Origin of the sequence: Buttiauxella sp. JUb87 (assembly GCF_004361975.1) — a bacterium.
In the GTDB taxonomy this organism is placed as follows: domain Bacteria; phylum Pseudomonadota; class Gammaproteobacteria; order Enterobacterales; family Enterobacteriaceae; genus Buttiauxella; species Buttiauxella ferragutiae.
Genome location: NZ_SNVY01000002.1, coordinates 787,156 through 802,313, shown reverse-complemented (window position 1 = coordinate 802,313; position 15,158 = coordinate 787,156). Strand labels below are relative to the sequence as shown.

At 50.4% G+C, this 15,158-nt stretch carries 17 protein-coding genes; 12 read left to right on the top strand and 5 right to left on the bottom strand.

Annotated features, from left to right (window positions below):
* Positions 1-7: 7 nt before the first annotated feature.
* Positions 8-271 carry a peroxide/acid stress response protein YhcN gene (yhcN, locus tag EC843_RS11910; protein ID WP_064543059.1) on the bottom strand — a complete coding sequence of 88 codons (264 nt, stop codon included), beginning with the start codon at positions 269-271 and terminating at the stop codon, positions 8-10.
* A gap of 383 nt (positions 272-654) precedes the next feature.
* Positions 655-1,125 (bottom strand): transcriptional regulator ArgR, encoded by a 471-nt coding sequence (gene argR, locus EC843_RS11905; protein ID WP_064543060.1) that lies wholly within the window; start codon positions 1,123-1,125, stop codon positions 655-657.
* Positions 1,126-1,558: 433 nt separating this feature from the next.
* On the opposite strand from argR, the gene mdh reads away from it, so the two are divergent.
* The gene (gene mdh / locus EC843_RS11900) at positions 1,559-2,497 is read left to right on the top strand and encodes a malate dehydrogenase (protein ID WP_133522285.1); all 939 of its coding nucleotides are present in this window, start codon (positions 1,559-1,561) and stop codon (positions 2,495-2,497) included.
* A gap of 64 nt (positions 2,498-2,561) precedes the next feature.
* Here the strand turns inward: mdh and degS are convergent, their stop codons facing one another.
* The 3 genes from degS to zapG all read right to left on the bottom strand — a co-directional run bounded on the left by degS (position 2,562) and on the right by zapG (position 5,671).
* The gene (degS, locus tag EC843_RS11895; RefSeq protein ID WP_064543064.1) at positions 2,562-3,629 is read right to left on the bottom strand and encodes an outer membrane-stress sensor serine endopeptidase DegS; all 1,068 of its coding nucleotides are present in this window, start codon (positions 3,627-3,629) and stop codon (positions 2,562-2,564) included.
* An 86-nt stretch (positions 3,630-3,715) separates the two neighbouring features.
* Positions 3,716-5,086, bottom strand: a complete 1,371-nt coding sequence (degQ, locus tag EC843_RS11890; RefSeq protein WP_133522284.1) for a serine endoprotease DegQ — start codon at positions 5,084-5,086, stop codon at positions 3,716-3,718.
* 183 nt (positions 5,087-5,269) lie between these two features.
* Positions 5,270-5,671, bottom strand: a complete 402-nt coding sequence (gene zapG / locus EC843_RS11885; protein WP_064543068.1) for a Z-ring associated protein ZapG — start codon at positions 5,669-5,671, stop codon at positions 5,270-5,272.
* Positions 5,672-5,851: 180 nt separating this feature from the next.
* Between zapG and zapE the strand changes: the two genes are divergently transcribed.
* From zapE to nanQ, 11 genes are all read left to right on the top strand, one after another.
* Positions 5,852-6,970, top strand: a complete 1,119-nt coding sequence (zapE, locus tag EC843_RS11880) for a cell division protein ZapE (protein ID WP_121814806.1) — start codon at positions 5,852-5,854, stop codon at positions 6,968-6,970.
* Between the two features lie 248 nt (positions 6,971-7,218).
* A complete protein-coding gene (gene rplM, locus EC843_RS11875; protein WP_034459800.1) occupies positions 7,219-7,647 on the top strand; it encodes a 50S ribosomal protein L13 in 429 nt (142 codons plus the stop codon).
* Positions 7,648-7,661: 14 nt separating this feature from the next.
* Positions 7,662-8,054 (top strand): 30S ribosomal protein S9, encoded by a 393-nt coding sequence (gene rpsI, locus EC843_RS11870; protein ID WP_064543072.1) that lies wholly within the window; start codon positions 7,662-7,664, stop codon positions 8,052-8,054.
* Between the two features lie 321 nt (positions 8,055-8,375).
* Positions 8,376-9,017: a stringent starvation protein SspA gene (gene sspA / locus EC843_RS11865; protein ID WP_034498882.1), complete on the top strand. Its 642-nt coding sequence runs from the start codon at positions 8,376-8,378 to the stop codon at positions 9,015-9,017.
* Between the two features lie 3 nt (positions 9,018-9,020).
* Positions 9,021-9,518 (top strand): ClpXP protease specificity-enhancing factor, encoded by a 498-nt coding sequence (gene sspB / locus EC843_RS11860; protein ID WP_064543074.1) that lies wholly within the window; start codon positions 9,021-9,023, stop codon positions 9,516-9,518.
* A 164-nt stretch (positions 9,519-9,682) separates the two neighbouring features.
* Positions 9,683-10,465: a transcriptional regulator NanR gene (locus EC843_RS11855; RefSeq protein WP_064543077.1), complete on the top strand. Its 783-nt coding sequence runs from the start codon at positions 9,683-9,685 to the stop codon at positions 10,463-10,465.
* Between the two features lie 181 nt (positions 10,466-10,646).
* Positions 10,647-11,546: an N-acetylneuraminate lyase gene (gene nanA / locus EC843_RS11850; RefSeq protein WP_133522283.1), complete on the top strand. Its 900-nt coding sequence runs from the start codon at positions 10,647-10,649 to the stop codon at positions 11,544-11,546.
* An 86-nt stretch (positions 11,547-11,632) separates the two neighbouring features.
* Entirely contained in the window at positions 11,633-13,117 is a 1,485-nt protein-coding gene (locus tag EC843_RS11845) for an MFS transporter (RefSeq protein WP_064543082.1), read from the top strand.
* A 1-nt stretch (position 13,118) separates the two neighbouring features.
* Positions 13,119-13,808: an N-acetylmannosamine-6-phosphate 2-epimerase gene (locus EC843_RS11840; RefSeq protein ID WP_121814808.1), complete on the top strand. Its 690-nt coding sequence runs from the start codon at positions 13,119-13,121 to the stop codon at positions 13,806-13,808.
* On the top strand, positions 13,805-14,680 hold the full coding sequence (locus EC843_RS11835) for an N-acetylmannosamine kinase (RefSeq protein ID WP_133522282.1): 876 nt from the start codon (positions 13,805-13,807) through the stop codon (positions 14,678-14,680). Before EC843_RS11840 ends, EC843_RS11835 begins: the two co-directional genes overlap by 4 nt.
* On the top strand, positions 14,677-15,144 hold the full coding sequence (gene nanQ, locus EC843_RS11830) for an N-acetylneuraminate anomerase (RefSeq protein WP_133522281.1): 468 nt from the start codon (positions 14,677-14,679) through the stop codon (positions 15,142-15,144). The genes EC843_RS11835 and nanQ overlap by 4 nt, the downstream gene beginning before the upstream one ends.
* The last annotated feature ends 14 nt before the right edge of the window (positions 15,145-15,158 follow it).

The following is a 15,158-nucleotide window of genomic DNA, read 5'->3' as shown; positions in this document are numbered from 1 at the left end:
CGGGCTGTTACTTGTACAGCTCTGCTGTTGCATGCCATTGGTCGCCAGTACGGGCTTCAATGATGCGGTAAGAAGAAGCGCCTTGCTCTTCAGCTTTCTTATTCAGCAACTGGTGCATGTCCATCGGAGCACTACCGACCTGGCTGACAGACACTGAACCCATCGCCTGGCGGTTTTGTGCCTGTTCGGTATTAATAGATGTCGCTGCAAAAGCGCCGAATGACAGCATCGAGAGCAGGCTTGCGGTAACTAAAGTTGATTTCATGTTCATAATTTTCGCCTCGTCGTATTCTTTTATTGGGGTCTTCATTTCGTGACCCTCATCACAAAATCAAGTATACACTAATAACCTACAAAATTAATACCACGCTAATTATTCTCTATGAAACTTTACAATAATAGAGGCTTTTTATATTACGTAAAGTTATTAAAATGAGTCTTTTATTGCTGATTTTTTGTTAAGTATAAGTAAAAACAATGAGATGCCATGAATTAGCTTTTTGTGCGATTCATCACATAACCGGCTGATGAGAGAGATGTTTAGATTTGGGGAAAGCCTAAATAAGGGGATTTACGTATAAACGATGACAGCCAGGGGATTGTTATGAAGGTGTTATTCCCGCCGTACTGACAGCGGGAATACGGAAGTAATGCTTACAACTCTTGTTCGAACAACACCAAAATTGCTTCATACAATTCTTTTACAGTGAAGTCCCTTGCCGGGGTGGTAAAGATGGTGTCATCACCGGCAATCGTGCCCAAAATACCTTCAGCTTTACCTAACGAATCCAGCAAACGTGCAATTAACTGTGCCGCCCCTGGGCTTGTGTGGATAACAACAACGGCATCGTTGTAATCAATATCCAGTACCAGGTTTTTCAGCGGGCTGGACGTTGTTGGCACGCCAAGCTCGGCTGGTAAGCAGTACACCATTTCCATTTTGGCGTTGCGGGTACGCACCGCACCAAACTTGGTCAGCATACGAGAGACTTTGGATTGGTTGATGTTTTCGAAACCATCATTTTGCAAAGCATGAACGATTTCACCTTGAGAACTGAATTTCTCTTCTTTTAATAATGCTTTGAACGCTTTGACTAATTCTTCTTGTTTTGAGGAAATACGCATATATCACCCATGTTCAGGTCAACGAAGATAACATTATTATGCATTTAAATGAATTGTTATGCAAATTATTGGCTGGGTGAAGGCCTGAAATAATGTTATGAAAGAGGCGGATATTATCAAATTTTGTTATCGAGAAACATGCCTTCGTCACGACTCTAAAATAAGATGCCAAGTAAACTAAATGTTATCAAAATGATGTTGTTTTGCTGCGGATGGAGGGGTAATGTAACCGCCGTTGATGTGACAACATCAGGTTGTGACCGGGCGCTAAGGCGTCGTTTCCACCCGGCGAGTAAATGCAGCAGTAACGTTTCAGGAATGCTCAACCTCGCAATCCTAAAGCGGGAAGATTGTAATTACCCCTTCCCTGGATTATGGTCGCCACCGCATGGAGTTACGGCACCTATTTGCTAACCATAATAAGGAGTTTAGGATGAAAGTTGCAGTCCTCGGCGCAGCAGGCGGTATTGGCCAGGCGCTTGCCCTTCTACTCAAGACCCAACTGCCTTCAGGTTCAGAACTCTCCCTGTATGATATTGCACCGGTAACCCCTGGTGTTGCAGTCGATCTGAGTCATATCCCTACTGATGTGAAAATCAAAGGTTTCTGCGGTGAAGACGCAACACCTGCACTGGTTGGTGCAGATGTCGTGCTGATCTCTGCGGGTGTGGCACGTAAACCAGGTATGGATCGTTCAGACCTGTTTAACGTCAACGCGGGAATCGTGAAAAATCTGGTTCAACAGATTGCTAAAACTTGCCCGAAAGCCTGTATCGGTATTATCACAAACCCAGTGAATACCACCGTTGCGATTGCTGCGGAAGTGCTGAAAAAAGCAGGTGTCTACGACAAAAACAAACTGTTTGGCGTGACTACGCTGGACATCATCCGCTCCAACACCTTTGTTGCGGAACTGAAAGGCAAACAGCCGACTGATATCGAAGTTCCTGTCATTGGCGGCCACTCCGGTGTGACCATTCTGCCACTGCTGTCGCAGATTCCTGGTGTTAGCTTCACCGAGCAAGAAGTTGCTGACCTGACTAAGCGTATCCAGAATGCTGGGACCGAAGTTGTAGAAGCTAAAGCGGGTGGTGGATCTGCAACCCTGTCAATGGGCCAGGCAGCTGCGCGCTTTGGTCTGTCAATGGTTCGCGCGCTGCAAGGCGAAAGCAATGTGGTTGAATGTGCGTACGTTGAAGGGAATGGCGAACACGCTCGTTTCTTCTCTCAGCCATTGCTGCTGGGTAAAAACGGTATCGCAGAGCATAAATCTTACGGCAAACTGAGCGCTTTCGAGCACCAGGCGTTGGAAGGGATGCTGGATACTCTGAAGAAAGATATTACCCTTGGCGAAGAGTTTGTTAACAAATAAACCCTGAGCTTTAGAGATAAAAAAACCGGAATGTAGATTCCGGTTTTTTTTCGCCTGCGACTTATTAGTTTGTCGCGGGGTATTCCTGAATCGTGACTTGTAGCGTCAGCTTCTTATCTTCACGCATCACTTCAACTGGAATGACAGAGCCTGGACGAATCTCCGCCACCTGATCCATGGTGCCCAAAGCTGAAATTGCGGGTTTGTGGTTCACAGAGATAATCACGTCGTTAACCAGCAGACCTGCTTTAGCCGCCGGGCCGTCAGGTGTCACTTCGTTAACGATAATTCCCTGAATCTGATCAATGCCGGTTGCGGGGCCATGTAATGGCGTTATCTCGCGCCCGCCAATCCCAATGTAGCCACGAATCACGCGGCCATCGCGAATCAGCTTATCCATGATTTTGGTGGAGAGCTGTGTTGGTATGGCGAAGCCGATACCTTCAGGGGTTTCACCATCGTTACTTTTATCAAACGACAGGGTGTTGATACCCATCAGTTCGCCCAGCGAGTTAACCAATGCGCCGCCTGAGTTACCGTGGTTGATTGAAGCGTCAGTTTGCAGGAACGACTGGCGGCCGGAGGGGCTAAGGCCGATACGACCGGTAGCACTGATGATCCCCTGTGTAATGGTCTGCCCGAGGTTATACGGGTTACCAATCGCCATGACGACATCACCAATATGCGGTACGCGCTTATTGTTGATTGGAATCACCGGGAGGCTGGTGGCATTAATTTTCAGCACGGCCAAATCGGTCAGGCTATCAGAACCCACAAGTAACGCTTCAAAAACGCGACCATCTTGCAGAGCAACGATAATTTGCTCGGCATCATTAATGACGTGTTTGTTGGTAATGATGTAGCCGCGCTCATCCATGATGACACCAGAGCCGAGAGTGCGAATTTGTAACTGGTTACTGGCATTGCTGCCGACACTGCGGTTGTAAACGTTGACCACAGCAGGCGCAGCACGACGCACCGCTGAGTTGTAGCTCAGCGGCGTTTCGTCGGCACTGTCAAAGTTCGAGGGCGCTAAGGGAATGATTTTCTGGCGAAGCGTTGGCATCGTTACCAACAACAATCCCGCCACAATCAGGCCAATCACCACCGAGCGTAATATCTTCAGAAACATGTATTTGAGTTAGTCAATGATAAACCGGAAGCAGAATAGCATGAGTTAATCGGACATCGTACCGCGATGTCCGATTACTGAGCAGATTAGCGCACTAACAGATAGAGACTCTCTTCACCGCGTGCGATATGCAGCGCAATAACGTCTGGTTTGCTTTCCAGCACCTTACGCATCTCGGCAATGCTTGTGACCTTCTCGCGATTAACGCCAATGATAAAATCATCTTTGTGCAAGCCGGCTTGCGCAGCTGGTGTGCCTTTTTCAACGCTATCTAGTTTGATGCCTTTAGTGCCATCTTTTAACTGACCGTCGCTCAACGTTGCACCTTGCAACGCAGGCATGACCAGTTCCGCGTTGGCAGAGGATGCAGTACTTTTATCAAGTGTCACGCTCACTTCCAGTGGTTTTCCGTCACGCAGCAAGCCAAGTTTCACCACCGTTCCAGGCTCCGTTGTGGCGATTTTGGCACGTAGCTCGGCAAAACTACTGATATTTTTGCCATTCAGACTGGTAATTACATCACCGGCTTTTACGCCTGCTTTATCTGAACCCGATTGAGGCAATACTTCGCTGACGAACGCGCCGCGCTGGGTGGTCAGATTAAATGCTTTGGCAATATCAGCACTCATTTCTGTGCCTTTAATGCCCAACATGCCGCGCTTAATTTCGCCAAACTCCATCAACTGTTTCGCCAGGGTTTGCGCCATATTACTCGGAATAGCAAAGCCGATACCGACGCTACCGCCACTTGGCGCAAGGATTGCCGTGTTAATACCAATGAGCTCGCCATTCAGATTCAGCAGTGCACCGCCGGAGTTACCACGGTTGATTGAGGCGTCTGTCTGGATAAAGTTTTCCAGCCCTTCGAGGTTTAGACCGCTGCGCCCCAGTGCTGAAACAATCCCGGAAGTTGCTGTTTGCCCCAGACCGAATGGGTTACCCACGGCAACTGCAAAATCACCCACTCGCAGTTTGTCTGAGTCCGCTACCGCGATTTGTGTCAGGCCGGTCGCCTTCTGGATTTGAATCAGCGCAATATCACTTTGATCATCGCCGCCAATCAATTTGGCATCAAACTCACGTCCATCATTCAGCTGCACGCTGATTTTTTCGGCGTTATTAATGACGTGGTTATTGGTCAGCACATAGCCTTTCTCAGCATTTATGATGACGCCGGAACCCAGCCCTTCAAATGGTTGAGCTTCAGAAGGGGGCATATCCTCGCCAAAAAACTTTTTAAATTCTTCAGGGACTTTCTGAGTCGGGGCAGCGGCCGTTCCTTCAACCTGAACACTAACCACTGCGGGTAATACTTTTTCCAGCATCGGCGCAAGACTCGGCAACGCTGGCTGACCCGGAATCTGCGCAGGCAACGACGCATTCACTTGCGATGCAACACCGAACGTCAGTCCGACACTTAACGCTAAGGCACTCAACAACAGTGTTTGTTTCTTCATTGATGGCTTGCTCTCGTGACCTGAACCTGGAAAAGGATAACCCGATAACACGCCGATATTATTGAAATATCAGCCGGGTAACAATGTTGTTATAGAGTGAATAGATACTAGTAAATGATAGCTGCGCTGAGGAGAGATTGGGGTGCGAAAGCTGCACCCCAAGGATAAATTTTACATTTGTGATTAATCGCGTTTTGCGCGCTCGGTACGCAGCAAACCGGACGCACCTTCAGAATAGTCACGCGGCATCTGCACCGGAGCTTGATCATTACTGGCTTCTGACTCAGCGAGGCGGTTACGGAACGGGTTCGCTTCGGCTGACATTTCAGGCAACAGGCTGCTGGAGCTTTTCGCCATATGTTGATAAAGCTGGCGATAATCATGAGCCATGTTATCCAGCAACTCTGCGCTACGGGCAAAATGACTGACTAACTCTTCACGATACTCTTCAAGTTCTGCTTTGTTTTTCTCGATTTCGTACTGCATGGCCTGCTGCTGACGCAGCTTGCGGTTGCCAAAACGCATAGCAACTGCACCAACGATGATGCCAACAACTAACCCAATTAGCGCATATTCCCAGGTCATGAACTTCTCCCGTTGTCTTGTGTTTCCGTAGGGTAATGTAGCCACTATAACCGTTAACCTAAGAGAAGTGGAATCCTGACGCAGCATCGCTTAGGGTAGAACGGCCTTTTTTTCGACAACCGTCCTTTTTTGAGTACTAAGTAAACGGCAATCCGATTTTTAAGGAAATACCATAATACCATGCAAAATCTCTCTCCCGCATCGCGCTACCAACAAGCTCTGACTGAGGGCAGCTATCAACCCGATGATGTTCAGCATGAAGCCGTAACCCGGCTGGATGCAATCTGGCAGGCGTTAAGCAGCCAAACACCGACGCTCCCTGCAAGCAGTAGCTTCCTTGGCAAACTGTTTGGTAAACGTAGTGCTTCAGTGGCTCAGGAGCCGGTTCGCGGGCTGTATATGTGGGGCGGCGTAGGGCGCGGGAAAACATGGCTAATGGACATGTTTTTTCAGAGTCTACCTGGCGAGCGTAAGCTTCGGCTGCACTTCCATCGCTTCATGTTGCGGGTTCACGAAGAGTTGGGTGAGCTTCAAGGGCAAACCGATCCTCTGGAATTGATAGCCGATAAGTTTAAGTCTGAGACAGATATTCTCTGTTTTGATGAGTTTTTTGTTTCAGATATCACCGATGCAATGTTGCTTGGTTCACTGATGCAGGCATTGTTTGCCAGGGGGATTACCCTTGTGGCGACTTCAAATATTCCCCCTGATGATCTGTATCGTAATGGCTTGCAGCGTGCGCGTTTTCTGCCTGCGATTGAGGCAATAAAACGCCATTGCGAAGTGATGAACGTGGATGCTGGCATTGATTACCGCCTGAGAACGCTGACCCAGGCTCACCTGTGGCTTTCTCCGCTGAATGACCAAACCGCGCAGCAGATGGATAAACTCTACACTGCACTGGCTGGCGCGATACGCGAAGGGGAACCGGTGCTGGAAATAAACCATCGTCCTTTAGCGACCCTCGGAATCGCCAATCAAACACTGGCGGTAGATTTTAATACCTTGTGCGTCGATGCCCGCAGCCAACTCGATTACATTGCGCTGTCGCGTCTTTTTCATACCGTGATGCTATTTAACGTGCCGGTGATGGGGATTCGAAACGAAAACGAAGCGCGGCGATTCATTGCGCTGGTTGATGAATTTTACGAGCGCCACGTCAAGCTGGTGGTTTCAGCGCACGTCCCGCTGTTTGAGATTTATCAGGGTGAAAGATTACGCTTTGAGTTTCAGCGCTGCCTGTCTCGCCTGCAGGAAATGCAAAGTGAAGAGTATTTGCGATTGCCGCATATGCCGTGAACCACAATTCGCATGCAAGCTGACCACAAACTGCGACAAAAACTACAAAAAGGTTCGACCTTTGGGGGCGACTTCCCTATAATCTTGCGACCCCACGTTACAACCAAAGTTTTTTTCCCAAAACTTGGTCGTGCTGGCATTGGCTATTCGAAGGGGTAGGTTTGCCGGACTTTGTCGTGTGAACCTTGAACTGATTTTAAACGTTTGGGTGAACACCTACGTGTAACTATTTATTGGGTAAGCTTTTAATGAAAACTTTTACAGCTAAACCAGAAACCGTACAGCGCGACTGGTTCGTTGTTGATGCTGACGGTAAGACCTTAGGTCGCCTGGCTACTGAATTGGCTCGCCGCCTGCGCGGTAAGCACAAAGCGGAATACACTCCGCACGTTGATACTGGTGATTACATCATCGTTCTGAACGCAGAAAAAGTTGCTGTAACCGGCAACAAGCGTACTGACAAAGTGTATTACCATCACACCGGTCACATCGGTGGTATCAAACAAGCGACCTTTGAAGAGATGATTGCCCGCCGTCCTGAGCGTGTGATTGAAATCGCGGTTAAAGGCATGCTGCCAAAGGGCCCGCTGGGCCGTGCTATGTTCCGTAAACTGAAAGTTTACGCGGGCACCGAGCACAACCACGCGGCACAGCAACCGCAAGTTCTGGACATTTAATCGGGATTATGGCAATGGCTGAAAATCAATACTACGGCACTGGTCGCCGCAAAAGTTCCGCAGCTCGCGTTTTTATCAAACCGGGCAGTGGCAAAATCGTTATCAACCAACGTTCTCTGGAACAGTACTTCGGTCGTGAAACTGCCCGCATGGTAGTTCGTCAGCCGCTGGAACTGGTTGATATGGTTGAGAAATTCGATCTGTACATCACTGTTAAAGGTGGTGGTACTTCTGGTCAGGCTGGTGCGATCCGTCACGGTATCACCCGCGCTCTGATGGAGTACGACGAGTCCCTGCGTGGCGAACTGCGTAAAGCTGGCTTCGTTACTCGTGATGCTCGTGAAGTTGAACGTAAGAAAGTCGGTCTGCGTAAAGCACGTCGTCGTCCTCAGTTCTCCAAGCGTTAATTGTCGTCTGCTTTTTGCAGAGTACAATTTGCGAAAAAGCCCGGTCTTGTACCGGGTTTTTTTATGCCTGAAAATTATATTTAGTGTATCTAACATTATGATATAAAACACTTTTTAGGCAAATTCCAGATCCGCTCCCCACAAAACCCGTAAAATCTGGTAAACTATCAACCAATTTTCTGCCCTGTGGTCGGCATCAGATTATTTTCGCCTCGTTTTCAGGCAACTGGTGGTCTTCCAGCGTAATGGGTATCAAACGGTCAGGTTAGTTGCCGCTTGCGGCTATTAGCAGTAATTTTCTGAATAAACTTGGAGGTTTTCATGGCTGTCGCTGCCAACAAACGTTCGGTGATGACGCTGTTTTCCGGTCCTACTGACATCTATAGCCATCAGGTACGTATCGTACTGGCGGAAAAAGGTGTTAGCGTTGAAATTGAGCATGTGGAAACGGATAACCTGCCTCAGGATCTGATTGACCTCAACCCAAATCACAGCGTACCGACCCTGGTTGACCGCGAACTTACTCTGTGGGAATCCCGTATCATCATGGAATATCTTGATGAGCGTTTCCCGCATCCACCATTAATGCCGGTTTACCCGGTTGCACGTGGTGAAAGTCGCCTGTACATGCATCGTATCCAGAAAGACTGGTATTCGCTGATGCATATCGTGATGAACGGTTCGGCTCAAGAAGCTGATGCTGCTCGCAAGCAATTACGTGAAGAATTGCTGGCTATCGCACCTGTATTTACTCAGAAACCTTTCTTCCTGAGTGATGAGTTCAGTCTGGTAGATTGCTACCTGGCACCACTGCTGTGGCGTTTGCCGCAGATGGGTATCGAGCTGACAGGCGCTGGTTCTAAAGAGATGAAAGGCTACATGACTCGCGTATTTGAACGTGATTCATTCCTCGCTTCTCTGACCGAACCTGAGCGTGAAATGCGTCTGCAGACCCGGGGCTAATTGATGGATATGTCACAATTGTCACCACGTCGTCCGTATCTACTTCGTGCTTTTTACGAGTGGCTATTGGATAACCAGCTCACTCCGCATCTGGTGGTGGATGTGACATTGCCTGGCGTACATGTCCCGATGGAATATGCACGTGACGGGCAAATTGTCCTGAATATTGCACCACGTGCCGTAGGTAATCTGGAGTTGTCCAACAGCGACGTGCGTTTTAACGCGCGCTTCGGTGGCGTTCCACGCCAGGTATTTGTTCCTATGGCCGCGGTTCTGGCTATCTACGCTCGGGAAAATGGTGCTGGCACTATGTTCGAGCCAGAAGCCAGTTATGACGAAGATGGTGAAAGTCATAATGATATTGAGCAGTTGCCGTCTGATTCAGAAATGGTCATGCAAGTGATCGACGGCTCACGCCCCGATCATGATGAAGATGACAACGGTCCGGATGACGAGCCACCTCCACGTGGTGGACGTCCAGCTCTGCGCGTAGTGAAGTAATTCGCAAGCGTTAATCGGAAATCGAAAGCCAGTCTGATGACTGGCTTTTTCTTGCCTAAAATAAACATGCGAACGGCATCTTTACGTAAGCCACGAATTGCTGTGTTATGATTCGACAATATTATTTGCGATCTTCCTTCCATTAAACGGCCAATTCTGACGCGATGAGCACATTTGACGAGCAGCCACCTGAGACGACTGAAACCATCGGCCATACGATGCGCCGTCGCCCGCTTGCGCGTAAAAAACTCTCAGAAATGGTGGAAGAAGAGCTCGAGCAGATGATTCGCCGACGTGAGTTTGCCGAAGGCGAGCAGTTGCCTTCTGAACGTGAACTGATGGCTTTTTTCAATGTTGGCCGCCCTTCGGTGCGCGAAGCACTGGCGGCGCTCAAACGCAAAGGGTTGGTGCAAATCAGCAATGGCGAACGCGCCCGCGTTTCGCGCCCTTCCGCAGATACCATTATTGGTGAGTTATCTGGCGTCGCGAAAGATTTCCTCGCACGACCTGGCGGCATTGCGCACTTCGAGCAACTGCGCATGTTCTTTGAATCAAGCCTGGTCCGCTACGCAGCGGAATTTGCCACAGATGAGCAAATCGCCCGTCTTGGAAAAGCGCTGGAGATGAACAATCAGGCGCTGGATGACAACGATCTGTTTATTCGATCCGATATTGAATTCCACCGCGAGCTGGCCGAGATCCCCAATAACCCGATCTTCATGGCGGTGCATGTCGCCTTACTCGATTGGCTGATTGCCGCGCGTCCCGCGGTTTCGCAGGATGTTCTTCTCGCCCACAATACGGTTAGCTACCAACAGCATATCGACATCTATAACGCGATCCAGGCTCGCGATCCTGATGCGGCTGACGCCGCCCTGAAAGCGCACCTGAAAAGTGTATTTGCCTCTTACTATCCCGCACCACGCAAACGCACAGCGAAAAAATAACCTGCATTAATCTGCGATCCCGCGCACGTCTTTGCTGGTAACGTCTGCATACCCATCATAATTTCGTATGAACAGGATCGCATTCTTAGCTCTCCGCGCTGTGGTGTTTAGTTTTTGATCTGGTATAACAGGTATAAAGGTATGTCGTTAACATCAGAAACCAGACAACACAGAGGCATTTATGAAACAGAATCTTCGCGGTGTGATGCCCGCACTGCTTACTCCATTTAATCAGCAACAGCAGATAGACACCGAAAGCTTACGGCGCCTGGTTCGTTTCAATATTGAGCAGGGGGTTGATGGCCTTTACGTCGGCGGCTCAACCGGGGAAGCCTTCCTGCAAAGTTCACAGGAACGTGAACAGGTGCTGGAAATCGTCGCGGAAGAGGCTAAAGGTAAAGTGACCTTAATTGCCCATGTCGGCAGTATCAGCACCCATGAAAGCCAGACGCTGGCGAGTGCTGCACACCGTTACGGGTTTGATGCCGTCTCCGCAGTGACACCTTTCTACTACCCATTCAGCTTTAACGAACATTGCGACCATTACCGCGCCGTGATTGATTCATCCGGCGGTTTGCCGATGGTGGTTTACAACATCCCTGCGTTGAGTGGCGTGAAACTGACGCTTGAGCAGATTGGTACTCTTATCAACTTGCCGGGAGTGGGCGCATTAAAACAAACCTCCGGCGATCTTTATCAGATGGAGCAGATCCGCCGTGCACATCCGGATCTGGTGCTCTATAACGGTTATGACGAGATCTTCGCATCAGGCCTGGTGGCAGGTGCCGATGGCGGCATTGGTAGCACTTACAATGTGATGGGCTGGCGTTACCTCGCCATCAAACAAGCGGTGCTCGAAGGGGATATGCAGCGCGCAAGCCATCTACAAAGCGAATGTAATAAAGTCATTGATCTGTTGATTAAAGTGGGCGTTTTCCGTGGACTGAAAACCCTGCTGCACTATATGGATGTGGTAGCGGTACCGCTGTGCCGTAAGCCGTTTGCCCCGGTTGATGAGCAATATCTGCCGGAGCTGAAAGCGCTGGCAAAACAGCTGCAGAGCGAGCGTCCAACGTTCTGAATAATAAATGATGCTGAACGCCAGTATCGCTAATACCTAATCTAACCAAAGGGCGGGTTTTCGCAAACCCGCACCGGGAGTGCTTTATGAATAACACTACCCAACAGATCCCGTGGTATCGCCATCTTACCAAACCGCAATGGAAAGCGTTTTCGGCAGCCTGGATTGGCTACTTACTGGATGGTTTTGATTTTGTCTTAATAGCGTTAGTACTGACTGAAATTCAAAGTGAATTTGGCCTGACGACCGTTCAGGCCGCGAGTTTAATCTCGGCTGCATTTATCTCGCGCTGGTTTGGCGGCCTGGTTTTAGGGGCGATGGGCGACCGCTATGGCCGCAAACTGGCGATGATCACCAGTATCGTACTGTTTTCTTTCGGCACGCTGGCCTGTGGTTTTGCCCCAGGTTTTACCACCATGTTCTTTGCCCGACTGCTGATTGGCATGGGAATGGCGGGTGAGTACGGCTCGAGCGCTACCTATGTTATCGAAAGCTGGCCGAAACAGATGCGGAATAAAGCGAGTGGTTTTCTGATCTCCGGCTTTTCTGTTGGGGCGGTGATCGCCGCTCAGGTGTATAGCGTAGTGGTGCCTGTCTGGGGCTGGCGTGCACTGTTCTTCATCGGCATTTTGCCCATTATTTTCGCGCTCTGGCTGCGTAAAAACATCCCCGAAGCAGAAGACTGGAAAGAGAAGTTTGCCGATAAAAAGCCAACCAAAACCATGGTGGATATTCTGTATCGCGGCGAACACCGGCTTATCAATATTGGCCTGACGATTGTCGTCGCAACGGCACTTTACTTCTGCTTTGCCGGTAACCTTGGCAATGCGCTACTGATTGCAGTTCTCGGCCTGATTTGTGCGGCCATCTTCATTAGCTTTATGGTGCAAAGCAGTGGCAAACGCTGGCCGACAGGCGTCACGTTGATGATCGTCGTGTTCTTCGCCTTCCTCTACTCCTGGCCGATTCAGGCCTTACTGCCCACCTATCTGAAAACTGAACTGGCCTACGACCCTGCAACGGTGGCTCATGTTCTGTTCTTTAGTGGATTTGGTGCCGCAGTCGGTTGTTGTGTGGGTGGCTTCCTGGGCGACTGGCTAGGGACGCGCAAAGCCTATGTTTGCAGCCTGCTGGCATCACAACTGTTAATTATTCCGGTATTCGCAATTGGTGGCGGCAACATTTGGGTGCTGGGCCTGCTGCTGTTCTTACAACAAATGTTGGGGCAGGGTATTTCGGGAATATTACCTAAGCTTATCGGCGGTTATTTCGATACCGAACAGCGTGCCGCAGGGCTTGGCTTTACCTATAACGTCGGCGCGCTCGGTGGTGCACTGGCTCCGGTGATTGGCGCGACTATCGCTCAGCGCCTTGATTTAGGGACGGCGCTGGCATCACTGTCGTTCAGCCTGACGTTTGTAGTCATCCTGTTGATTGGCCTGGATATGCCATCACGTATCCAGCGTTGGATCCATCCAGAAGCGGTGCGTACTCACGATGCCATCGACGGAAAACCATTTAGTGGGGCGGTCGTTTCGGGTAGCCACAAGACTAAATTGATAGGGAACTGATATGTCACTGATTGAAAAAATGGCCCGGCAGATAGAAGTGGCAGGCGGCCTGATTGTCTCCTGCCAGCCAGTTCCTGCAAGCCCACTTGATAAGCCTGAAATCGTTGCGGCTATGGCGCTTGCGGCGGAACAAGCGGGTGCTGTCGCGCTGCGTATCGAAGGTATTGAGAATCTGAAAGCCGCGCGGGCGCTGGTTTCACTGCCGATTATCGGCATTATCAAACGCGATCTTCCCGATTCGCCGGTGCGAATTACGCCATTTCTCGAAGATGTTGACGCCCTGGCGCAAGCCGGGGCGAATATCATCGCTTTTGATGGCACCGATCGGGAGCGCCCGGTGCCAGTCAGTGAACTGTTGGCACGTATTCATCAACACGATTTGTTGGCGATGGCAGATTGTTCTTCGGTTCAGGACGGTTTTTATTGCCAGCAGCAGGGGGCTGAACTGATAGGCACCACGCTGTCTGGTTATCTAACGGCACACACGCCCAATGAGCCTGACCTTGCGTTAGTGCGGGCGTTAAGCGATGAAGGTTGTCGTGTCATTGCAGAAGGCCGTTATAACTCGCCAGAATGGGCGGCGCAGGCTATGAAGCATGGTGCATGGGCGGTGACCGTTGGCTCTGCCATTACGCGTCTGGAACACATTTGCCAGTGGTATCAGGATGCGCTGACAAAGGCGGTTAAATGACTACGCTTGCGATAGATCTCGGCGGCACAAAACTGGCCGCAGCCCTGGTGGATAGCGAACTGAATATCATCGAAAGGCGGGAGGCTATGACGCGAGCCGGCCAAAATCCCGATGCTTTACAGGCCTGTCTTACAGAACTCGTTGCTCCGCTGACGTTACGTGCGCAGCGCGTTGCTATTGCTTCCACCGGCATTATCGAAAATGGCATGTTGACGGCTATCAACCCGGATAACCTGGGCGGGCTGGCGCATTTTCCGCTGGTCGAGGTGCTAACTCGTTTGACCCATTTACCCTGTATCGCCGTGAATGATGCGCAGGCGGCGGCGTGGGCGGAGTATCACGCACTTACAGTAGAAGCCCGCGATATGGTGTTTTTGACAGTGTCGACAGGAGTCGGCGGTGGGATTGTGAGCAACGGCCAACTGCTGGTTGGCGCAGGAGGATTAGCAGGGCACCTGGGTCATACGCTTGCCGATCCAAACGGGCCGCGCTGCGGCTGTGGGCGCAGAGGATGCGTGGAGGCTATCGCATCCGGGCGGGGCATCGCTGCTGCGGCACAAGGGGAGCTGGCAGGCTGTGATGCGAAAACGATTTTTGCTCTCGCAGCTCAAGGCGATCCCCAGGCGAATGCTCTGGTACAACGTTCCGCACAGACCCTGGCACGCCTGATTGCTGATGCCAAAGCGGCTACCGACTGCCAGTGTGTGGTGATTGGCGGCAGTGTCGGGCTTGCTACTGGCTATTTGCCCTTGGTTAAAGAGTTTCTCGCCCAGGAGCCGGATATCTATCACCCGCAGCTTTTCGCCGCGCATTATCAACATAACGCAGGCCTGCTAGGGGCTGCACGTTTAGCACAGGAAGCCATGCCATGATCGCCGGAGATATTTATCAGCCAGAAGCCGCAGGTTTACCCGCAGCCATTCTGAATGCACTTCGTGTTGCGTTAGCCGAACAGCCGCAGCTTAAGGAGCCGGGGAAGTACGTTCTGCAAGGCGAGGCGCTGTTTATGAACGTCATGACGTTTTCCACCCAGCATGCCGATGAGAAGAAAGCGGAACAACATCGGGAATACATCGATATTCAGGTGTTACTGGAAGGGACGGAAAGGATTTTCTATGGGAATTTTGAGAGTGCGCGTGAGTGTGAGGAATTTCATGCGGAAGAGGATTACCAGCTTTGCAACCATATTGATAAGCAACAGGTGCTAACACTCCATCCCGGTCAGTTTGCCGTATTTATGCCGCTGGAACCCCATAAGCCTGGATGTGTGGTTACGCACGCGGAGCCTATCAAGAAAGTGGTTGTCAAACTGCATCGCAGCGCGCTCGAAGCATAAAAAAGCCCGGTGAT